The sequence below is a fragment of the Microbacterium enclense genome (genome assembly GCA_038182865.1).
GTDB lineage: Bacteria > Actinomycetota > Actinomycetes > Actinomycetales > Microbacteriaceae > Microbacterium > Microbacterium enclense_B.
This window is the reverse complement of sequence record CP116226.1, coordinates 3,785,150-3,805,494: the sequence shown is the minus strand read 5'-3', so window position 1 is coordinate 3,805,494 and position 20,345 is coordinate 3,785,150. Positions and strand designations below refer to the sequence as shown.

Annotated in this window: 25 protein-coding genes; 14 read left to right on the top strand and 11 right to left on the bottom strand. The window is 70.1% G+C overall.

The window, feature by feature from the left end; genetic code table 11:
• Nucleotides 1–15: 15 nt before the first annotated feature.
• Genes PIR02_18060 through PIR02_18045 form a run of 4 tightly spaced genes read right to left on the bottom strand, consistent with a single transcriptional unit; the run spans nucleotide 16 to nucleotide 2,311 of the window.
• Nucleotides 16–924, bottom strand: coding sequence for an SURF1 family protein (locus PIR02_18060; protein WZH36631.1), 909 nt, complete (start codon nucleotides 922–924; stop codon nucleotides 16–18).
• The gene (locus PIR02_18055) at nucleotides 921–1,127 is read right to left on the bottom strand and encodes a hypothetical protein (GenBank protein WZH36630.1); all 207 of its coding nucleotides are present in this window, start codon (nucleotides 1,125–1,127) and stop codon (nucleotides 921–923) included. The genes PIR02_18060 and PIR02_18055 overlap by 4 nt, the downstream gene beginning before the upstream one ends.
• A complete protein-coding gene (locus tag PIR02_18050; protein WZH36629.1) occupies nucleotides 1,124–1,492 on the bottom strand; it encodes a DUF3099 domain-containing protein in 369 nt (122 codons plus the stop codon). Before PIR02_18050 ends, PIR02_18055 begins: the two co-directional genes overlap by 4 nt.
• A 42-nt stretch (nucleotides 1,493–1,534) precedes the next feature.
• Nucleotides 1,535–2,311 carry a DUF4190 domain-containing protein gene (locus PIR02_18045; protein ID WZH36628.1) on the bottom strand — a complete coding sequence of 259 codons (777 nt, stop codon included), beginning with the start codon at nucleotides 2,309–2,311 and terminating at the stop codon, nucleotides 1,535–1,537.
• A 161-nt stretch (nucleotides 2,312–2,472) separates the two neighbouring features.
• Here PIR02_18045 and fabG point away from each other — a divergent pair, with 161 nt between their 5' ends.
• Nucleotides 2,473–3,183, top strand: coding sequence for a 3-oxoacyl-ACP reductase FabG (fabG, locus tag PIR02_18040; GenBank protein ID WZH36627.1), 711 nt, complete (start codon nucleotides 2,473–2,475; stop codon nucleotides 3,181–3,183).
• Nucleotides 3,184–3,196: 13 nt separating this feature from the next.
• Here the strand turns inward: fabG and PIR02_18035 are convergent, their stop codons facing one another.
• Nucleotides 3,197–3,910, bottom strand: coding sequence for an alpha/beta hydrolase (locus PIR02_18035; protein WZH36626.1), 714 nt, complete (start codon nucleotides 3,908–3,910; stop codon nucleotides 3,197–3,199).
• Nucleotides 3,911–4,027: 117 nt separating this feature from the next.
• The gene (gene serB, locus PIR02_18030; protein WZH36625.1) at nucleotides 4,028–4,696 is read right to left on the bottom strand and encodes a phosphoserine phosphatase SerB; all 669 of its coding nucleotides are present in this window, start codon (nucleotides 4,694–4,696) and stop codon (nucleotides 4,028–4,030) included.
• A 194-nt stretch (nucleotides 4,697–4,890) separates the two neighbouring features.
• Between serB and PIR02_18025 the strand changes: the two genes are divergently transcribed.
• From PIR02_18025 to PIR02_17995, 7 genes are read left to right on the top strand one after another with little or no spacing between them, the layout of a single operon-like run.
• Nucleotides 4,891–5,730 (top strand): MetQ/NlpA family ABC transporter substrate-binding protein, encoded by an 840-nt coding sequence (locus PIR02_18025; protein WZH36624.1) that lies wholly within the window; start codon nucleotides 4,891–4,893, stop codon nucleotides 5,728–5,730.
• Nucleotides 5,727–6,782 (top strand): methionine ABC transporter ATP-binding protein, encoded by a 1,056-nt coding sequence (locus PIR02_18020; GenBank protein WZH36623.1) that lies wholly within the window; start codon nucleotides 5,727–5,729, stop codon nucleotides 6,780–6,782. Before PIR02_18025 ends, PIR02_18020 begins: the two co-directional genes overlap by 4 nt.
• Entirely contained in the window at nucleotides 6,779–7,441 is a 663-nt protein-coding gene (locus PIR02_18015; GenBank protein ID WZH36622.1) for an ABC transporter permease, read from the top strand. The genes PIR02_18020 and PIR02_18015 overlap by 4 nt, the downstream gene beginning before the upstream one ends.
• Nucleotides 7,438–8,610, top strand: a complete 1,173-nt coding sequence (locus PIR02_18010) for an aminotransferase class I/II-fold pyridoxal phosphate-dependent enzyme (protein WZH36621.1) — start codon at nucleotides 7,438–7,440, stop codon at nucleotides 8,608–8,610. The genes PIR02_18015 and PIR02_18010 overlap by 4 nt, the downstream gene beginning before the upstream one ends.
• Nucleotides 8,607–9,713 (top strand): iron-containing alcohol dehydrogenase, encoded by a 1,107-nt coding sequence (locus PIR02_18005; protein ID WZH36620.1) that lies wholly within the window; start codon nucleotides 8,607–8,609, stop codon nucleotides 9,711–9,713. Before PIR02_18010 ends, PIR02_18005 begins: the two co-directional genes overlap by 4 nt.
• Nucleotides 9,714–9,737: 24 nt before the next feature.
• Nucleotides 9,738–10,211 carry an S-ribosylhomocysteine lyase gene (locus tag PIR02_18000; GenBank protein ID WZH36619.1) on the top strand — a complete coding sequence of 158 codons (474 nt, stop codon included), beginning with the start codon at nucleotides 9,738–9,740 and terminating at the stop codon, nucleotides 10,209–10,211.
• Nucleotides 10,211–10,978, top strand: coding sequence for an SDR family NAD(P)-dependent oxidoreductase (locus tag PIR02_17995; GenBank protein WZH36618.1), 768 nt, complete (start codon nucleotides 10,211–10,213; stop codon nucleotides 10,976–10,978). The genes PIR02_18000 and PIR02_17995 overlap by 1 nt, the downstream gene beginning before the upstream one ends.
• Nucleotides 10,979–11,043: 65 nt before the next feature.
• Here the strand turns inward: PIR02_17995 and glgC are convergent, their stop codons facing one another.
• Entirely contained in the window at nucleotides 11,044–12,288 is a 1,245-nt protein-coding gene (gene glgC / locus PIR02_17990) for a glucose-1-phosphate adenylyltransferase (protein ID WZH36617.1), read from the bottom strand.
• Nucleotides 12,289–12,364: 76 nt separating this feature from the next.
• On the opposite strand from glgC, the gene glgA reads away from it, so the two are divergent.
• The 3 genes from glgA (at nucleotide 12,365) to PIR02_17975 (ending at nucleotide 14,782) form a co-directional block, all read left to right on the top strand.
• Nucleotides 12,365–13,555 (top strand): glycogen synthase, encoded by a 1,191-nt coding sequence (glgA, locus tag PIR02_17985; protein ID WZH36616.1) that lies wholly within the window; start codon nucleotides 12,365–12,367, stop codon nucleotides 13,553–13,555.
• Nucleotides 13,556–13,629: 74 nt separating this feature from the next.
• Nucleotides 13,630–14,412 (top strand): ABC transporter ATP-binding protein, encoded by a 783-nt coding sequence (locus PIR02_17980; protein ID WZH36615.1) that lies wholly within the window; start codon nucleotides 13,630–13,632, stop codon nucleotides 14,410–14,412.
• Between the two features lie 118 nt (nucleotides 14,413–14,530).
• Entirely contained in the window at nucleotides 14,531–14,782 is a 252-nt protein-coding gene (locus PIR02_17975; protein ID WZH36614.1) for a type B 50S ribosomal protein L31, read from the top strand.
• 91 nt (nucleotides 14,783–14,873) lie between these two features.
• Here PIR02_17975 and PIR02_17970 read toward each other — a convergent pair whose 3' ends face one another.
• Nucleotides 14,874–15,323: an Lrp/AsnC family transcriptional regulator gene (locus PIR02_17970; GenBank protein ID WZH36613.1), complete on the bottom strand. Its 450-nt coding sequence runs from the start codon at nucleotides 15,321–15,323 to the stop codon at nucleotides 14,874–14,876.
• Nucleotides 15,324–15,445: 122 nt separating this feature from the next.
• Here PIR02_17970 and PIR02_17965 point away from each other — a divergent pair, with 122 nt between their 5' ends.
• Nucleotides 15,446–15,994: an alpha/beta fold hydrolase gene (locus PIR02_17965; protein WZH36612.1), complete on the top strand. Its 549-nt coding sequence runs from the start codon at nucleotides 15,446–15,448 to the stop codon at nucleotides 15,992–15,994.
• A 12-nt stretch (nucleotides 15,995–16,006) separates the two neighbouring features.
• Here PIR02_17965 and PIR02_17960 read toward each other — a convergent pair whose 3' ends face one another.
• Both PIR02_17960 and PIR02_17955 read right to left on the bottom strand, forming a co-directional pair.
• On the bottom strand, nucleotides 16,007–16,822 hold the full coding sequence (locus PIR02_17960; GenBank protein WZH36611.1) for a carbon-nitrogen hydrolase family protein: 816 nt from the start codon (nucleotides 16,820–16,822) through the stop codon (nucleotides 16,007–16,009).
• Between the two features lie 172 nt (nucleotides 16,823–16,994).
• A complete protein-coding gene (locus PIR02_17955; GenBank protein WZH36610.1) occupies nucleotides 16,995–17,729 on the bottom strand; it encodes a 3'-5' exonuclease in 735 nt (244 codons plus the stop codon).
• Nucleotides 17,730–17,840: 111 nt separating this feature from the next.
• Between PIR02_17955 and PIR02_17950 the strand changes: the two genes are divergently transcribed.
• On the top strand, nucleotides 17,841–18,713 hold the full coding sequence (locus tag PIR02_17950) for an alpha/beta hydrolase (GenBank protein WZH36609.1): 873 nt from the start codon (nucleotides 17,841–17,843) through the stop codon (nucleotides 18,711–18,713).
• On the opposite strand, the gene PIR02_17945 is transcribed toward PIR02_17950, so the two are convergent.
• A complete protein-coding gene (locus tag PIR02_17945; GenBank protein ID WZH39042.1) occupies nucleotides 18,662–19,273 on the bottom strand; it encodes a CGNR zinc finger domain-containing protein in 612 nt (203 codons plus the stop codon). The genes PIR02_17950 and PIR02_17945 overlap by 52 nt on opposite strands.
• Nucleotides 19,274–19,344: 71 nt before the next feature.
• Between PIR02_17945 and PIR02_17940 the strand changes: the two genes are divergently transcribed.
• Nucleotides 19,345–20,337: a DMT family transporter gene (locus PIR02_17940; protein WZH36608.1), complete on the top strand. Its 993-nt coding sequence runs from the start codon at nucleotides 19,345–19,347 to the stop codon at nucleotides 20,335–20,337.
• The last annotated feature ends 8 nt before the right edge of the window (nucleotides 20,338–20,345 follow it).

Below are 20,345 nucleotides of genomic sequence, written 5' to 3'. Positions count from 1 at the left end.
GGCATCCGCTCGCGCTCATCGCGCGTCGAGTAGGGCGTCCTCGTCGTCCGCGTCGCGATCCTTCGGGCGCTTACGCGCGCGGTGCAGAGCGACCGGGTCCACACGGCGGCGGGCTTCGACCGCCGGCGAGTGCGGTGATGCGGCGACCGCGACGAGCTCGTCCTCGTCGTCCTCATCGTCGTCCGCCCCCTCGCGGCGGAGCTTGCGCTCGCTGACGATCACGTACGTGATGAAGCCGAAACCCATCAGGGCGAAGAGGATCCACTGGATCGCGTACGACAGGTAGGGGCCGGGATCGTTGCTGGGCGGGTCGACGGGCGTCGGTGCGACGGCTGGTGCCGGGTTCTCCGACATGAGCAGTCCGTAGGCCCCCGGCTCGAGCGGTCCGGTCTGCTCCGCGACGAGCCCGAGATTGATCGTGGGGACCTGCCCCGCTTCGGCGGTGCGGCCCGAGGTCGGTGCCGCCTCACCCGGGCGCAGGCGCACCTCGACCGTCACATCGCCCGCGGGAGGATCGGGGATCTCGTCGGGCAGCGACTGACGGTTGCCGGGGGCAAGCCATCCGCGGTCGACGAGGAAGGTCCGACCGTCGTCGAGGCGGAACGGCACCAGCTGCTCGTAGGCGGCCGAGCCGCCGTGCGCGCGGTTGCGGACGAGAAGCTGCTCGTCCGTCAGGTACCGCCCCTGCAGGCGAACGGGACGCCACTCGTCGGAGGGGGTGAGCTCGGCGCCGGGGGAGAGGAGGTCGCCCAGAGCGACGGGCGGAGCGTCGTAGTTGTCGGCGACCAGCTGAAGCTGTTCGCTGCGTTCGGCGTTGCGGGAGAACTGCCAGTTCGACAGGAAAGCGCACGCGACGGCGAAGAGGATCGCGATGCCGACGTACATCGTCCACCGGGCGGCGGTGGGCATCTCGCGGGCGCTCATGAGGTCTCGCCCGCCAGAGCCCGTACGTCGACGGGGAAGTCGCGCGCGCTGAGGAACTCACGGAGATACGCCACGTGTTCGTCGCAGGCCACCCAGGTCTTTCGGCGGTCCGCCGCGTGGATACGGGGATTGCGCCACCGGATGGCCCACACGGCGGTGTCACGGCATCCGGCCCGCGAGCACTCCGCGGCCTCGGTCGTCACGATCGATCGTCGCGAGGGGCGTCGAGTCGCGGCGTCTCGGCGATACGGATGACGGTGGGGGCCGCGGGCTCGGAGACGGGCTCCGTCGCGGGACGTGCCTCGATCGTGCGTTCCGGGGCTTCGGCGGTCGGCGACTGTGCGTCGGCGCCCACGTTGGCGACGATCACGGCGAGATAGGGGAGGAAGATCGCCCCGGCAGCGAAGACGAAGGTGTACCACCCGTAGGGGTGCACCACGGCCATGAGGACGAAGCACGCGATGCGGATCCCCATCATCACCATGTACTTGGTGAAACGGGAGCCGGCGTCTTCCCGCGGAGCCTGCGGGAGAGACGTCGCTGACTGGGCACGCTGCGATGTCTTCACGGTCCCCCCAGGGTACGCCCGTTCGTGTGGGGCGTGGACCGTTCAGTAGTCGTAGCTCGGTGCGCTCGCCCCCACCGCCACGATGCTGATGACGATCAAGACGACGAAGAGCAGAATGAATCCCAGACTGACCCAGCCGACGATGACGCCGGCGAGCGCCAGCCCGCGGCCCTTCTCGCCGCTGCGCTTGATCTGACCCAGCCCGATGTGCCCGGTGATCACACCGACGAGCGGGCCGACGAACGGCAGGATGATGAACCCCGACACGGATGCCACGAGCGACACGATCGCGAGCACGTTCGTGCGCGCCGCCGCGGCGTAGCCGCCGTACCCCTGCGTGCCGTAGCCGGCATATCCCTGAGCGCCGTAGGTGGAGGTGCCGTACGAGGGCGCGGGGTAGCCCTGCGTCCCGTAGGGCGTGGCCCCGTAGGCGGAGGCGACGTCGGCCGCCGGGGCGGCGGAGCCCGCCGCGGCGGGTGCGGTGTAAGCGCCGGCGTATCCGTCGACCGTGGGCGCGGCCGGCGGTTCCGGGGTGTCGGCCGCGGGCGAAGCGCCGTTCTCGAGAGCATCGGTGGCGTCGGGGGACGGGGAGCCGTACGCGGGCGCGCCAGAGGGAGCGGCACCGTAAGGCGGTGCGGGGGCGTCGTATCCGGGGGGAGTCGGCGGGGCCGCCGCCTCGCCGCCGGCGGGGGCATCGGGCGAGGGCACCGAGGGGGGAGCATCCGTCTGCGACGTCGCGGAGGCCTCGGACGCCCCGGCGGTGTCGGGCGTCGGCGACGTCTCGTCGGCGTGGGGGTCTGGGGTGCGGTTGTCGCTCACGACGGTCCCTCTCTGTGCGCACTTCTGCGCGCTCCGCTCCAGCGTTCCAGCGCCGTGTGCGTCGTGTCAAACCTCCGGGCCGGGTGACGGGGCCGGTACGAACGCACCGTCGCGGATAGGCTGGGCCGGTTCCCTCCCCGCCTCGTACTGCAGGAGTTCATATGTCGCAGGACCGCGTCGTCGTCGTCACCGGAGGAAACCGGGGCATCGGCCGAGCCATCGCCGAGCGTTTCGTGGCGGAGGGCTGGAAGGTCGCCGTCACCGCCCGATCGGGCGAGGGCCCCGAGGGCACCCTGACGGTCCGCGCCGACGTGACGGATGCCGCCGCCGTGGACGCCGCCTTCACGCAGGTGGAGGCCGAGCTCGGTCCCATCGCCGTCGTGGTCGCCAACGCCGGGGTGACGAAAGACACCCTTCTGCTGCGGATGACCGAGGACGACTTCGACAGCGTCGTCAGCACCAACCTGGGCGGCGCGTTCCGTGTCGTCAAGCGCGCGTCCAAGGGCATGCTCAAGGCACGGTGGGGACGCGTCATCCTCATCTCGAGCGTGGTCGGTCTCTACGGTTCGGCGGGACAGATCAACTACGCCGCCTCCAAGAGCGCACTGGTCGGCTTCGCCCGCTCGCTCACGCGAGAGCTCGGAGCCCGCGGGATCACGGCGAACGTCGTCGCGCCCGGCTTCATCGAGACCGACATGACGGCGGAACTCGCCGCCGACACGCAGGCCGAGTACAAGAAGAACATCCCCGCCGGTCGATTCGCCTCCCCCGACGAGGTCGCCGGCGTCGTCACCTGGCTCGCCGGTGACGATGCCGCGTACATCTCGGGCGCCGTGATCCCGGTCGATGGCGGCCTGGGCATGGGGCACTGAGACACGGAGTCCGTCAGGCGGAGGGTACCGGTTCGGTGCGGATCGCGGCCACGATCGCTTTCGCGAGATTGTCGGGCTGGGCGAACTGCGGCCAGTGACCGCCGGGCAGGTCGACGAGCTCGAGGTCGTCGGCTGCGGCCAGTTCGGCCACCCAGGAGGTGCCGCCGTCGACGAACTCCTGCAGGGTGGCGGCAGGGGTGAGGCATGTGATCAGCGTGATCGGGATGCCGTGGCGTCGCTCGTTCGTGAGGGACAGCGGGTCGGTCGGGATGCGCGCCGGGATCGAGGTGGTGAACTCGGCGACCCGCTGACGGGTCTGCTCGTCGAGGTCGGCGACCTCTTCGGCATCGAAGGCGTCCCACCCGGGGAACGGGACGACGCCGTCGACGACGGGGAACTCCCAGATCCCGGCTCCATCGAGGGGCGGAACGGTGTCGACGAAGATCACTCGAGCGATCTTCTCGGGGCGCGCGTCGGCCGCACCCCACACGACGTTGCCTCCGCCGGAGTGGCCGACGAGCACGACGGGTTCGTCGTCGCGGTCGATCACCCGCACGACGTCGGCGACCCAGTCGGCGATGCCGAGGTGCTGGGAGCCGTCGGCCGGAACACCCACGCCCGGCATGCTGAGCGGCTCGGGGCGGTGGCCGGCGTCGAGCAGAGGGGGGAGGATCGCGTCCCACGAGGATGCCGTGAGCCAGAGGCCGGGAACGAGGATGACGTTCATGCGTCGAGAGTAGGGCGGGGCTCCGACATCCGCGAGGGCGCGCTCATGTCCCGGTTCTCCGGCGGTTTCCGGGTCCGTGGTGCGGAGAGGTGCCCGGTGCGCCCGGGTGAGGTGCGCTCAGCGCGGCAGGAGCGCGATGACCTCGGACAGGTCGACCTGTCCGATCACGAGGTCTGCGCGCTCGCGCACCGCCGGCTTGGCGTTGAACGCGAGCCCGAGGCCGGCGGCGGCCATCATCTCGAGGTCGTTGGCGCCGTCCCCGATCGCGAACGTCAGGGGCAGGGGGACACCGTGCTCTGCGGCCCAGGAGCGAAGCGTGTCGGCCTTGGCCGTGGCATCCACGATCCGGCCGTCGACCTCCCCCGTGAGCACGCCGTCCTCGGCCACGAGACGGTTGGCGCGCCAGACGTCGACGCCCAGATCGGGAGCCACGGTGTCGAGCACTTCGTGGAAGCCCCCGGAGACGACGCCGACGACGCCGCCGCGGTCGTGCACGGCGGCGATGAGCTCACGTACGCCGGGGGTCGGCTCGATGCGGGAGATGGCCCGGGCGAAGGCCGCGGTGGACACTCCGGCGAGCGCCGCGACGCGCGAGCGCAGGCTCGCGGCGAAGTCGACCTCGCCGCGCATCGCGGCTTCGGTGGCCGCGGCGACCTCGGGTCCGCGGCCGGCTTCGTCGGCGAGGAGCTCGATGACCTCGTTGCGGATCAGGGTGGAGTCGGCATCGAGGACGACGAGGAAACGGGCGGGCGCAGGCACGCGCTCGACCCTAGCGCGCTCCGGCATCCTCTCCGCCCGGTCGGACGGGGGCCGGCGAAGCGTAGAGGCAGATCGCGCGGACGGGCGTGGCGGTGACACGGTCCGGTATGAAACGTCTCACGGCGTAACACTCCCGGGGCAGCCGTCGACGCCCGTCCTAGGCTCGGCGGGGCGCATTCGCAGCACCCGTCGCGCCGTCACCCCCGCCGAGAAGGACGCACATGCCTGCCCTGAAGAAGCTCCTCGCCGTCGCGGCACTCGCGACGATCGCCCTCTCCGCCGCCGGATGCGGTGCCACCGCGTCGTCGTCGGAGCCCGCCACCGACAAGACGTCGCTCAAGATCGGTTTCAACCCCGGTCCGTACCGCGAGCAGTTCGAGCAGGGCATCCTGCCGATCCTCGAGGAAGAGGGCTTCTCGGCCGAGTCGGTCGAGTTCACCGACGGCATCGTCGTGAACGTCGCTCTGAAGGACGGCGAGATCGATGCGAACATCATGCAGCACCCCGTGTACATGAAATCCGTCAACGAACAGGAGGGCCTCGACAACGTCGCCCTCGTGCAGGTGCCGGGGCCGCCCATGGCGCTGTTCGGCGGAAAGTCGAAGACGCTCGACGTCGCCGACGGGGCCACGGTGGCCGTGCCCAACCAGTCGTCGAACATGTACCGCGCCTTCCGCGTGCTCGAGGCGGAAGGGTGGCTCGAGCTGTCCGACGCGATCGACCCCGCGACGGCGTCACCCGCCGATATCACCGGCAACCCGCACAACCTGCAGATCGTTCCGATCGAGAACGCGCAGCAGGTCGCCTCGCTGCCGGACGTCGACTACAGCGTGATCCAGGGCAACTTCGTCGTGTCGGGAGGACTCAAGCTCGCCGACGCCCTGGCCCTGGAAGACCTCACGGACGACTTCTCGGTCGTCGTCGCGGTCGACGCCGCCAACGTCGACACCCCGTGGGCGAAGGCCATCAAGGAGGCTTACGAGTCCGACGCCTTCGCGGAGTACATCGCGTCGAACTCGCAGTACGAGGGCTACCACCTGCCCACCGCGCTCGAGCGGTGAGCCCCGCAGACATCGGTCCCTCCGGGGCGGGCGACGCTGTCGTCCGCCTCGAGGGCGTGGGCAAGAGCTTCCGGTCCCGCGCCGGGTCGACGATCGCGCTCGAGGGCGTCGACCTCGAGGTCGCCCGCGGGCGGATCTTCGGGGTCATCGGTCATAGCGGAGCGGGCAAGAGCACACTGATCCGCCTGCTGAACGGCCTCGAGCGCCCGACCGAGGGTCGCGTGCTGCTCGACGGCATCGACCTCGCCTCGCTGGACACCAAAGGCCTGCGCGCGGCGCAGAAGCGCACGGGGATGATCTTCCAGCAGTTCCAGCTGCTCGAGACGATCACCGTGCTCGACAACGTCGCGATGCCGCTGCGTCTGGATGGCGTGAGCCGCGCCGAGGCCCGCTCCCGCGCGGCGGAGGCGCTGGACTTCGTGGGCCTGTCCGAGAAGTCGGGCAACCACCCCGGCGAGCTCTCCGGCGGTCAGAAGCAGCGCGTGGGTATCGCCCGCGCGATCGTGCGCAATCCGCCGGTCCTGCTCTGCGACGAGGCGACGAGCGCCCTGGACCCGAGCACGACGGCACAGATCATCGCGCTCCTGCGGCGCATCAACCGCGAGTACCGCACGACGATCGTCCTCGTCACCCACGAGATGGACGTCATCAAAGACCTGTGCGACGAGGTCGCTGTCATGGCCGGCGGCCGTGTCGTCGAACGAGGCGATGTGCTCGACGTGTTCGTCCGCCCGCAGAGCGAGGTGGCGGCGTCGTTCGTGAGCACGATCATCCCCGTCGACATCCCTGCGGCCGTCCGCGCGCACCTGGGCACGGGGGAGGTGTGGCGCCTGTCGCTCGTCGACGACGAGGTGACGCAGCCCCTCATCTCCACGCTCATCGCCCGCATCGGGGTCGAGGTGAACATCCTGCACGCCGACATGACCCAGATCCAGGAGCACACGGTCGGTCAGCTCGTCATCCAGATCGACGGTCCCGCCGAACGCGTCGCCGCCGCCCGGGCCTACCTCGCCGAGCACGTCGTCGACGTCCGGGAGGTGGAACGGGTATGAAGGACTTCACCCTCATCACCGGTGACCAGTTCCTCCGCGAACTCGGGGTCACCTTCTACATGGTCGGGGTCGCGCTCTTCCTCGGCTCGATCCTCGGCCTGCTGATCGGCACAGCTCTCGTCGTCACGCGTCCCGGGGGCATCCTGCCCAACCGTGTCGTGTCCGTCGTGCTCACGACCATCGTCAACGTCATCCGGTCGCTGCCGTTCATCATCCTGCTCGTCGCGATCGTGCCGTTCACGCGTTTCGTGGTCGGTACGTCGATCGGTCCGGCGGCCGCGATCGTGCCGCTGACCGTCATGATCGCCCCGTACATCGGTCGACTGGTCGAGAACTCGCTGCTCGAGGTGCCCTCGGGCATCGTGGAAGCGGCCCGCTCCATGGGAGCCACCCCGTGGCAGATCTTCGTGCGGTTCCTCCTGCCCGAGGCCCGCGGTTCTCTCATCCTCGCCCTCACGACGGCGACCATCGGCCTCATCGACGCCTCGGCGATGGCCGGCGTCGTCGGCGGTGGCGGAATCGGAGACCTCGCGATCTCGTACGGGTATCAGCGGTTCGACGGGTTCGCCATGCTCGTCACCGTGCTGAGCCTGATCGTGATCGTCCAGGTGATCCAGGCGGTCGGTACCGGGCTCGCTCGACGGGTGCGGCGCCGGTGAGCGTCCGCACGCGCCGCGGGGCCGCGCGCCTCTCCCTGCTGCCCGGCAACTTCTTCAGCGGGATGGATGCCGCGATCGCGGCGGCCCGCGCGGCCGGCGTCGACGTCATCGACCTTTCCAAGGGCAGCCCCGACCAGCCCACCCCGGCCCACATCGTCGCGGCGATGCAGAACGCGGTCGCCGATCGCCGCAATCACGGCTACCCGGGGTTCGCCGGCCGCCCCGCGCTGACCGCCGCGATCGCGCGACGGTATCGCGAGGATCACGGCGTCGACATCGATCCGGATGCCGAGGTCGCGGTCTTCCATGGATCGCACGAGGCTCTCGTCGCATCCGTGCTCGCCATCGCCGATCCGGGATCCGCGGTCGTCGTCCCCGATCCGGGGTACCCGGCGTATCGGTCGTTGGCCGCGCTCGCGGGTGCCCGTGTCGTGGAGCTCCCGCTGCGTGCCGATCGGGGGTATCAGCCCGAGTGGGCCGCGCTGACGCCGACCGATCGGGCCGATGCCGCCGTGCTCCTGCTGAACTATCCCCACAACCCCACCGGAGCCGTCGCCCGACCGGAGACGTTCCCGGAGGCCGTGGACGTCGCCGACGCCACGGGATCGTTGTTCGTGCACGACTTCGCCTATTCGTCACTGGGTTTCGAGGGCGGGCGACCGCTCTCGGCGCTCACCGTCGCCGGCTCGCGCGAGACCACCGTGGAGATCTCCACGCTCTCGAAGACGTACAACATGGCCGGGTGGCGATTCGGGTACGCGGTCGGCGACGCCGCGGCGATCGCCGCCATGCGCGCTTACCAGGCCGAGGCCTTCAGCACTGTCTTCGGAGCCACCCATGATGCCGCCGCCGCTGCGTTGGACGGTTCTCAGGATGCCGCGGCCGAACTCGTCGAGCTGTACCGCCGCCGCCGCGACGTCGTGGTCGACGGCCTCCGCGGTCTCGGCTGGGAGGTCGCCGCGCCGGAGGGGGCCTTCTTCGTCTGGACTCGCGTCCCCGGCGGCGTCGACGACATCGCCTTCGCGCGGACAGCGCTCCTCGATCACGGTGTCGCCCTGGCTCCCGGTAGCGGCTTCGGGCCACGCGGGACGGGCTTCGTCCGGCTGGGGCTGGTGCAGGACGAGGACACGCTGCGGCGAGCCGTCGCCCGGTTGGGAGGCGCGTCGTGAGCGCCGTCCGTCTTCGCCCGGCACCGCAGGTCGTCATCCACGGCGAGGGTGCCGTCGCGACGCTGCTCGCGGGCGTCGTCGCCGACGGATCCGCGCGACCGTTCGTGCTTTCCGGACGCCGCGCACGTGCCGCGGCCGCATCGTCGCTGAGCACCCTGCCCGCGGGCTCCATCGAGGCACTGTTCGGCGGCGAGTGCTCGCCCGGGGAGGTCGAACGTCTCCGGACGCGAGCCGAACGTGACGGGGCCGACGTGGTGATCGGCGTCGGTGGGGGAAAGGTTCTCGACACCGCGAAGGCGCTGGGTGCGGCCGCGGGGCTCCCCGTGCACCTCGTCCCGACCCTCGCGAGCACGTGCGCGGCGTGGTCGCCGCTGAGCGTCTTCTACGACGACGACCATCGTCACCTCGGTCACACCGTCTGGGAGCACACCACGCGCTCGGTGGCTCTCGAACCCGACCTGCTGCTCAGCGGCCCGGTGGAGTACTTCGTCTCGGGTATCGCCGACACGCTCGCGAAGTGGGTCGAGACGCGCGCCGCGTTCGAGACCGCGGACCGCTCCCTGTTGACCGAGCTGGGCCTCATGCAAGCGGAGGTCTGCCGCGACACCGTGCTGGAGCACGCCGCCGCCGCGGTCGCCGATCTCCGCGCCGGCCGCCCGTCCGCGTCGGCGCGACGCGTGGCCGAGGCGGGCGTCGCCACCGCCGGACTCGTCGGTGGCTTTGGCGGCGCCTCCGGCAGCGCAACCCTGGCCCACCCGGTGTCGGATGGTCTCAGTGCGCTTCCCGAGACCGTCGACGACCTCCACGGGGTGAAGGTGGCCTACGGCATCCTGGTCCAACTCGCCGCCGAAAAACGCTTCGACGAACTGGATGCCTACGCGCCGGTGTACGCCGACCTCGGTCTTCCGCGATGCCTCGCCGATCTGGGTATCGCACCCGACCGGGTCGAGGCGCATGAGATCATCGCGGAGACAGCCCTGTCCCCGCACTCGAGCGCCCACGCGCTCGGCGCCCTCGCGCACCCGCGCGCTCTCGCCGCGGCCCTGGCCGCGGTCGAGGACTGGGCCGCCCCCCTGGATCGCGTCGCCGTCGTCGGACGCTGACGCCCCCCGAAGAAAGGAACCCCCATGGCCGATGTCGAGAGTTTCACCCTGGACCACACCGCCGTCCGCGCACCGTATGTGCGCCTCATCGGCACCGAGACCGGTCCGCGCGGAGACGTCATCTCCAACTTCGACCTGCGCTTCGTCCAGCCCAACGAGGGCGAGATCCCCACGGGCGGACTGCACACCATCGAGCACCTCCTGGCGAGCCTCGTGCGCGACCGACTGGAGGGCGTCATCGACATCTCTCCCTTCGGATGCCGCACCGGTTTCCATCTGATCGTGTGGGGTGAGCCCGCGGTCGCCGACGTGGTCTCGGCCGTCCGTGAGAGCCTGCGCGCGATCGCCGAGGACGTGACCTGGGACGACGTTCCCGGTGTCGACGCCATCAGCTGCGGCAACTACCGCGACCACAGCCTTCACAGCGCACGCGAATGGTCGGCACTCATCCTCGAGCGCGGCATCAGCCTCGATGCTTTCGAGCGCGTCGGAGTCTGATGTTCGACGAGCTGCGGGGGCGCGTCGTCCTCGTCACCGGGGGAGCCAACGGCATCGGCGACGGGGTCGCGGACGCCTTCTCGCGGGAGGGCGCCGTGGTCGTCCGCGCCGACACCGCGTACGCAGCAGGTCCCCTGGAGCGCGACGGCGCCGGCGGACACGTCCGCCTCGACGTCACGAACGAGACCGAGGTCGAGCACGTGGTCGGTGAGATCGAGCGCGAGCTCGGTGCCGTCGACGTCCTCGTGCACGCCGCCGGCACGTCGACGATGGCTTTCGGCGTCGACACCACCGAGGCGGAGTGGGACCTCAATCTCGACGTGAACGCGAAGGGATCCTTCCTGGTCGCCAAGCACGTCGCTCGCGGACTTCGCCGGGTCGGGCGACCGGGCAGCATCATCCTGATCGCGTCCCAGGCCGGGAAGAACGGTTACCGCGGGATGACCGCGTACGTCGCGTCGAAGCACGCCGTGCTCGGTGTGACCAAGAGCTTCGCGACCGAGCTCGCCCGCGAGCAGATCCGGGTCAACGCCATCTGCCCCGGCATCATCGAGACGCGGATGAAGCACCGCGAGCGTCGCGAGGGAGCGGAACTGCGCGGTCTGACGGTCGCCGATATCGAGGCCGAGGACCGCTCGCAGGTGCCGCTGGGGCGCACGGGCACCCCGCAGGACGTCGCCGGGGTGGCGTTGTTCCTCGCGAGCGACCTGTCGTCGTACATGACCGGCCAGGGGATCAACGTCACCGGCGGTATGACCATGCACTGAGGAGCGTGCGTCGGACGCGGACGGGGCGGTGACCATTACGGTCACCGCCCCGTCCGGTATCCGGGTCAGGCGTGGACGTGCGCGTCCTTGCCCACGACGGTGATTCCCGTCTCCGTCACGGTGAAGCCGCGCGCGAGGTCGCGCTCGCGGTCGACGCCGATCGTGGCGCCGGGCTCGAGCACGACGTTCTTGTCGAGGATCGCCCGGTGGATGCGGGCACCCGCACCGACCTGCACGCTGTCGAAGAGCACCGAGTCGGTGATCGTCGATCCGCCACCGGCGAGGGCCCACGGCCCGACGACGCTGCGCTCGAGGTGCGTCCCCGACAGCACCGAGCCGAGCGACACGATCGAGTCGATCGCGTTGCCGATGCGCCCGACCGAGTCGCGGACGAACTTCGCGGGAGGGGCGTTGAACGTCTGCGAGTAGATCGGCCAGTCGGTGTTGTAGAGGTTGAAGATGGGCAGGGTCGAGATCAGGTCCATGTGGGCGTCGTAGAACGACTCGATCGTGCCGACGTCGCGCCAGTACGACTGGTCGCGCGGGGTCGAGCCGGGCACGTCGTTGCGCTGGAAGTCGTACACCGCCGCTTCGCCGCGGTTGACGAAGTAGGGGACGATGTCGCCGCCCATGTCGTGTGCCGAGGTCGGCAGTTCGCCGTCGTGCGTGACGGCCTCGACGAGGGCGTCGGCGTCGAAGATGTAGTTGCCCATCGAGGCGAGGACTTCGTGCGGCGCGTCGACCAGGCCCGTGGGGTTCTGCGGCTTCTCGAGGAACTCGCGGATCTTCGTGGGGTCGGTCGGGTCGGTGTCGATGACGCCGAACTGGTTGGCGAGGGCGATGGGCTGTCGGATGCCGGCGACCGTGGCGCGCGCGTCGGAGGCGATGTGCGCGTCGAGCATCTGCTTGAAGTCCATGCGATAGACGTGGTCGGCGCCGATGACGACGACGATGTCGGGCTTCTCATCGCGGATGAGGTTCATCGACTGCAGGATCGCATCGGCGGAGCCGGAGAACCAGCGCTTCCCGAGACGCTGCTGTGCGGGGACGGATGCCACGTACGCGCCCAGCATCGGCGACATACGCCACGTCTGCGAGATGTGGCGGTCGAGGCTGTGCGACTTGTACTGCGTCAGGACGACGAGCTGTCGGAGTCCGGAGTTGATGAGGTTCGAGATCGCGAAGTCGATCAGGCGGTACTGGCCCCCGAACGGCACGGCCGGTTTCGCGCGGTCGGCCGTGAGGGGCATGAGACGCTTTCCCTCGCCACCGGCGAGGATGATTCCGAAGACCTTCGGCGCTGCAGGCATGGCACCACACTAGGGGTCTCACGGGGTTGCGGATACACGCGCGCGGCGCGCCTTTCGCTGTACTACGGTTCGTCTCATGCGCGTCGACATCGTGACCAAGGAATACCCGCCGGAGATCTACGGGGGAGCCGGGGTCCACGCCACCGAACTCGTGAAAGCACTGCGCGCCGAGGGCACCGAGGTGCAGGTGCGCGCCTTCGGTGCCGCCCGCGACGAGGCCGACACCACCTCGTACGGGGTCCCCGCGGAACTCGCTTCCGCGAACGGCGCGATCCAGACCCTGGGCACCGATCTCGAGATCGTGTCCGACGTCGCCGGGGCCGACGTCGTGCACTCGCACACGTGGTACGCCAACTTCGCCGGGCACCTGGCATCCCTTCTCCACGGCATCCCGCATGTCGTCACCGCGCACAGCCTGGAGCCGCTCCGGCCCTGGAAGGCCGAGCAGCTCGGGGGCGGCTACGCCGTGTCGAGCTACATCGAGAAGACGGCATACGAAGGAGCCGCGGCGGTGGTCGCGGTGAGCTCGGGGATGCGTGACGACATCCTGCGCAGCTACCCCTCGCTCGACCCCGCGAAGGTGCGCGTCATCTACAACGGCATCGATACCGAGGCATGGCATCCGGTGTCGGATGACGCGTTCCTGGCGGCGCAGGGGATCGATCCGTCGCGGCCGTCCGTGGTCTTCGTGGGGCGCATCACCCGGCAGAAGGGCCTGCCGTATCTCCTGCGCGCCGCGGAGCAGCTGCCCCCGGAGGTGCAGCTCATCCTGTGCGCCGGGGCGCCCGACACCCCGCAGATCATGGCCGAGGTCGAGGAGCTCGTGCGCGGCCTCCAGGCGACGCGCGACGGCGTCGTGTGGATCGACCGCCTGCTGCCACGCCACGAACTGTGCGCGATCCTCACGGCCGCGACGACCTTCGTCTGCCCGTCGGTGTACGAGCCCCTCGGCATCGTCAACCTCGAGGCGATGGCGTGCGGAGCCGCGGTCGTGGGAACAGCGACCGGGGGAATCCCGGAGGTCGTCGTCGACGGCGTGACCGGTCGCCTCGTCCCCATCGAACAAGTGCAGGACGGCACGGGCACTCCCGTGGATCCCGAGCGCTTCGTGGACGATCTGGCCCGGGTGCTCACCGAGGTGGTGGCGGATGCCGAGACGGCCCGCGCCTACGGGGAGGCCGGTCGGCAGCGCGCCATCGATGACTTCAGCTGGGGGGCGATCGCGCAGACGACGGCAGCGCTGTATGCCGAGGTCGCCGGCGCGTAGCGCGCGCGAGCCGGCTCTGCACCGCGGGCCGCGTGGCATCCGGTCGCTCCGGTAGGGGCCAGTAGGCTAGATCCATGCCCCAGGTTCTCGAGTTCTCCGACGTCGTCGTCCGCCGGAACGCGCGGGACATCGTGTCCCATCTCGACTGGACCGTCGCCGACGACGAGCGCTGGGTGGTCCTCGGGCCCAACGGCGCCGGCAAGACGACTGTCCTGCAGCTCGCCGACACGTTGCTGCACCCCACGTCGGGCACCGTGACCATCCTCGGCGAGCAGCTCGGTCGCACCGACGTGTTCGAGTTGCGTCCCCGGATCGGCTTCGCCTCGTCGGCGATGGCGCGTCGTGTTCCGCCGGAAGAGACGGTGCTCGACGTCGTTCTGACGGCTGCCTACTCGGTCCTCGGGCGCTGGCGCGAAGACTACGACGACATCGACGAACGCCGCGCGCTGCGAGTGCTCGCCGAATGGAAGCTCGACCACCTCGCCGACCGCACCTTCGGCACGTTGAGCGACGGCGAGCAGAAGCGCGTGCAGATCGCGCGGGCCGTCATGACCGACCCCGAACTGCTGCTGCTCGACGAGCCGACGGCGAGCCTCGATCTCGGGGCGCGTGAAGAACTGCTGGCTCTGCTGTCCGGGTACGCGCAGGCCCCGACGACGCCCGCGATGGTGATGGTGACGCACCACGTGGAGGAGATCCCGGTCGGGTTCACGCACGTGCTCCTGCTGCGCGACGGGGAGGTCGTGGCATCCGGGCCCCTGGCCGAGGCGCTCACCGCCGAGAACCTCACCGCGACGTTCGGTCTCGACATCACCCTCACGCACGACGCCGGTCGATACGCCGCTCGCGCGGTCTGAGTCGACGGGTGACCGTGCCTCGCCGCTCGGCCTGGTAGACTCTCCCGTTGGTGCCTTCGGCGCCGCAGACTTTGACGTCCTGGCAGAATCCAGGGCACCACTTCTCAAAGGACCTCCCATGAAGACTGACATCCACCCCACGTACAAGGCTGTCGTGTTCCGCGACCTCGGTTCGGGCGACACGTTCCTCACGCGCTCGACGGTCTCGAGCGACAAGACGATCGAGCTCGACGGCGTGGAGTACCCCGTCATCGACGTGGAGATCTCGTCGGCTTCGCACCCCTTCTACACGGGCAAGCAGCGCATCATGGACTCCGCCGGTCGCGTCGAGAAGTTCAACCAGCGCTTCAAGAACTTCGGCGGTCGTTGATCCGCAGCGATCTCGCGTCGGGAGCCCCTCGTCCTTCGGGACGGGGGGCTCCGGCGTTTCCCGGGATGGTCGATGCGGGTGCGGTCGCCCCTCACCCCTCCTTCGCGGGCAGCAGCGGCTTCTGCGGGTAGGTACTGAGAACGAGCGACGTCGTCACCGGCCCGTACCGCGCCAGGGCATCCACCACCTTTTCCAATCGCGCGGCATCGGGGCAGTTGACGTCGAACAGCAGACAGTCCTCACCGGTGACGCGGACCATCGACGTCACTTCCGGGAGGCGTTCGGCGAGCGCGCGGGCCGGGGCGAGCTGCGCGTGCGTGGTGCGCAGTCGGATGACGGCATGAATGGCGAGCCCCACGGCGGCCGGGTCGATGACGGCGCGGTAGCCGGCGATGACGCCCGCGCGCTCGAGCCGGAGGATACGTGCGCTCGCGGCAGGCTGCGACAGACCGATTCGTCGGCCGACCTCGGCCCCCGACAGTCTGCCGTCGTTCTGCAGCAGTTCGAGGATGCGACGGTCGATCGTGTCGAATGGTTCCATCGTGTTCGGCTCCGATCGGTGAGATATCACTCGTTGTGAACGCATCCTCCGAGTGGATCCATCATGCTCGATCGGACAGGCACCGCGCGCTCGCGCGGCGAACGAGTGAAAGGTCGTCGTCCATGGTGGCATACGTGATCGTTCCCGGCCTCGGAGGATCGGGCGAGCAGCACTGGCAGACCCTCTGGGAGAAGCGCTGGGGTGCCGTCGCCGAGCGCGTGGTGCCCCGATCCTGGGACGAGCCCGACCTCGATGATTGGGTGGAGGCGGTGGATCGAGTGGTCACCGACCTCTCGGGATCGGACGACGACCTCGTCGTGATCGCCCATAGCCTCGGGTGCTGGTCGGCGACCGAGTGGGCGGGTCGAGTCGGGCATCCGGCGGTCGCGGGGATGCTGCTCGTCGCCCCTCCGGATCCGCGCGGTGCCGGGTTTCCTCGCGCCGTGGCATCCACCTTCGTCGGTCTCGAGGCGCGACCGTTCGCCCGCCGAAGCCTGGTGATCGCCAGCTCCGACGATCCGTACTGCCCGATCGAGGTCGCGGAGCGGTTCGCCTCCGGGTGGGGAAGCGGCTTCCGCAACGCCGGCGCGCGCGGACATCTCAACGCCGCGAGCGGTCTGGGGGAGTGGGAGTGGGGGAAGGCGGTGCTCGACGAGCTCGTCCGGGGCTGAGTGCGTTCTGCGTCAGAGCGCGACGTCGGATGGGGAGAACGATCCCAGGTGGTGGTGGGGTCCGAGGTCACCGCGATGATCCGCCCACATCCTTTGCCGATCGCGGGTTTCCGCGACGACTCTCGGTTCCAGATCCGCGAACGCCAGGTGCTCGCCCTCTCCGACCGTGGCAATGCGTCTGCCGAGCGGATCGAAGACGGCGGAACCGCCGATGAACGCGTGCGGTGCTCCGATCAGGCCGCTGAAGACGACATACATGCCGTTGTCGAGGGCGCGTGCGGCGTAGTGGAGGTCGCGGCGATGCTCACCTCCGGGGAAGTACGCGCCGCTGTTGAGATAGACGTCCGCCCCGGCACGGGCCGCGTCGGCCGCATGCTCGGGGAAGTTCGCGTCGTAGCAGATCGAGAGGGCGAAGCGGAGCTCGTTGAGGACGAACGACGCGCCGTGATCCCCGGGGGCGAAGAAGGATCGCTCGCTGTCGTACAGGTGCTGTTTGTCGTAGGCCGCGAGCGGGTCACGACCGGGGGTGAGCACCACGTCGGTGAGAGTGCGGCGCTTCTCGCGCTCGAATGCGGTGTTGACGACGGCGGTGACGCCGGTGCGGTCGACGGCGTCTTGCACGGGTCTCCACCACTCGCCGGTGGTCAGCTCCGGCAGGGGGCCCGAGAAGGCGCGGTCGTCGTAGCCCGTGACGGCAGCCTCGGGGAAGAGCACGAGGTCGGCTCCGCCCACCGCTGCCCCATGGACGAGACGTGTGATGCGCGCGACGTTTTCGTCGACGTCGCCGGCGAGGGCCTCCATCTGGACAGTGGCGATGCGACAGGACACGAGTTCAGTGTGGCATCCCGGCGATGCCGTCGATTCGAGGGAGTGCTCGTCGGTGCTCGCGGGGGCACCGGAGCGGTGCGCGCGGGGCGCCGCGCGTCGGAATTTCGACGGTTGGCGGTGGGACGGGCTGCGCCCTGGCCCGCGAGTGCGCGGGCGGTTGCTCACGCGCCTCTCAGCGGATCGGCCACGCCCCGTCGAGCGGGGGAGCCGTGGCATCCAGGCGCCCGATCTTCACGAAGTACTCGGTGAGGCTCGCCGCCTGCGCCCGTGCCCAGGCGATCTGGCGCGTGTGCAGCTCATCGACCGTCGAGGGGAGCCACGGCGCGAACCGTTCGGCCAGCGCCAGCGCCACGCGCCCGGCGGCCACCGCGTCGGCACACGCCTCGTGGGCCGACTCCAGCGGCACGGCATAGTGCTCGGCGACCACCGACAGCGTGCGCTTGCCCCGCCGATAGCGGTCGTAGGTCTTGTCGACCACGAGCGGGTCGATCACCGGCGACGGCGCATCGATCGGGGCGACACCGTGCCGCACCGCTTCGTGCTTCAGCATCGAGAAATCGAACGGGGCGTTGTACGCCACCACCGGGATCCCGGCCGCGAACAGCGCGCTGAGCGCCTCGACGACCTCCGCCACGACCCGCGGGGCCGGGGCCCCCTCGGCCCGCGCCCGCTCGGTGGAGATGCCGTGGATGGCGGCCGCGCCCGCGGGGATCTCCACCCCGGGATCGGCCAGCCAGTCACGTGCGTCGATCACGTGACCGTCGGCGTCGAGGACTCCCACGTGCGCGGTGACGATGCGGTCGTTCTCGACGTCGACGCCGGTCGTCTCGAGATCGAAGACGCCGACGAGACGCGTCCATTCGGGAGTCTGGAAGAGCGGGAGCGGCTCGGCCTGCCACAGGGTCATGGGGTCACGGTAGAGCGAGGGTCGGACATGGGCGTCGAGGCGCGCAGGAACGGGGGGCGGATGCCGCGATTCCGAGACGGGGGAGGAGAGGTGCGCCCGTAAACTCGAGCCATGCCGAACCCCTACGCCGACCTTCTCGCGGCGATCCCCGTCGAGCGACGCGAGGTCGACATCCTGGGGGGCGCGACCGCGTACTGGGTCTACGGCGACGACACCGCCGAGACGACGATCGTGGCGGTGCACGGCTTCCGCGGCGAGCATCACGGGCTGGACCCGGTGGTCGCGCACCTTCGTGGCATCCGGGTCATCTCACCCGACCTGCCGGGGTTCGGTGAGACACCGCCTCTGCGCGGACGTCGGCACGACCTCGACACCTACGCGGCGTGGCTTCGGGCGTTCGTCGAATCCGTCGCTCCGGATGCCATCGTCCTCGGTCACTCCTTCGGATCGATCGTGTCGGCGGCGGCCGTGGCGGGCGGTCTCGCGACGCCGAGACTCATCCTGGTGAACCCGATCGGCGCCCCAGCCCTCGAGGGCCCGCGCGGCATCCTGACCCGCCTCGCGGTGTTCTACTACCTCGCCGGGGCCAAGCTGCCGCGCCCGCTCGGCGACGGGCTGCTGCGCAACGGCCTCATCGTGCGGGTCATGAGCAACGCGATGGCGAAGACCCGCGACCCCGAGCTGCGGCGCTTCGTGCACGAGCAGCACGACGAGTACTTCTCGCGCTTCGCCGACCGCGACGTGCTGCACGACGCGTTCGTGACGAGTGTGTCGCACGATGTGCGTGCGTTCGCTCCTCGCATCGCCCAGCCGACGCTGCTCATCGCCGCCCAGAAGGACGACATCACGCCCATCGAGGCCGAGCGGCACCTGGCGACCCTCTTCCCACAGGCCGAGCTGGTGGAGATCCCCGATGTCGGCCACCTCATCCACTACGAGACGCCCGAGGCGGCGGCATCCGCGATCCGGGCGTTCGTGGGCTGAGCGCCCGGGGTCGCGGCGCGGCGCTTCCGGTAGGCGTTGACGTTCATCCGGTTGCCGCAGTTGCCTTCGTCGCAGTAGCGCTTGGAGCCGTTCTTCGAGAAGTCGACGTAGACGCTGTTGCAGTCGTCGGCGTCGCAGACGCGCACGCGCGCGTACTCGTCGGCGCGGATGACCTCGACGAATGCGAGCGCGGTCTCGACGAGGATGCGCGTCGCGAGGGGGTCCTCGGGATCGCTCGCGTGGATGTGCCAGTCCATGTCGTCGTGGCGGACGAGCTGGGGCAGGGCGCGACCGTCGGCGAGCATCGCGTTCACGAGGGGAACCGCACCGTCGCGGTCTGTGCCCCACAGGGCGAGGAGGCGTTCGCGGATGCCACGGACCTCGGCGAGTTCGGGGGCGTCGCGTCGTCGCGACCCGGTGTATCCGTGCCGCACGGTGAACGCGTCGAGCTCTGCCGGAGCGACGAGCCTGTCGGCCCCGCCGATGTCGGTGTGCGGCAGCGTGTTGACCAGTTCGACGGCGGCGCGGAGCACCAATTCCGTGTCACGGATGAAGACCACGTTGACTCCTGACATGTCGAGGTCGTACTGTCACGAGTGTAAACGTTCTTCACTCCTGACAGCAGGCCCGCATGACCACGTCGTCCGTCACCCTCCCGCGCCCCACCCACCGGGGCTCGAGCGCCGTCACCGGCCTCGCGATCGCCGTCGCCTCGGCGCTCGCGTTCTCCAGCAGCGGCCCGTTCGTGAAGCCCCTGCTCGACGGTGGCTGGTCTCTCGGCACGGTCCTGCTGGTGCGCATGAGTCTCGCCGCGCTCCTGCTCTCGCCCGCCCTCCTCATCGCCATCCGTCGACAGCGGGGCTTCCTCCGCCGCCATGGGCTGCTGATCGTGGCCTTCGGCCTCACCGCCGTCGCGGGCTGCCAGCTGTTCTACTTCGCCGCCATGCAACGGATGCCGGTCGCCGTGGCCCTGCTGATCCAGTACATCGCCCCGGTGCTCATCGTCATCGCCGTCTGGGTGCGCACGCGCCGCGCCCCCTCGAAAGCCGTGCTCGTCGGCTCGGTCGTCGCGATGACGGGCCTCGTGCTCGTCGTCGACATCAGCGGTGCCCGCTTCGATCTCCTCGGCACGATCTTCGCGCTGTGCGCGGCCGTCTGCGCCGCGGCGTACTTCGTCATCGCCGGTCGGGCCGGCGACGACCTCCCGCCCCTCGCGCTCGCCGCCGGTGGCCTCATCGTCGGGGCCCTGCTCATGGGCATCCTCGTGGCCGTCGGCATCCTGCCCTTCGCCGCCCCGTCGATCACGGTGTCGCTCGCGGGGCTCCAGGTTCCCGGCATCCTGCCGCTGATCTGGGTGGGCGCGGTCGCCACCACGGTCGGCTACGCGCTCGGGGTGATCGCCGTGCCGCTCATCGGCTCGCGGCTGGCATCGTTCGTCGGGCTCAGTGAGGTTCTCTTCGCCCTCGGGTTCGCGTGGCTCCTCCTCGGCGAGACCCCCGCGCCGGTCCAGTTCGTGGGCGGCGCGCTCATTCTCGTGGGTGTGGTGCTCGTCCGCCTCGATGCGGGAAGCCCGGCCGAGCAGAAGACGGAGACGGCGAGCATCCCGGTGGTGCCGTCGCCGTAGAGGATCTT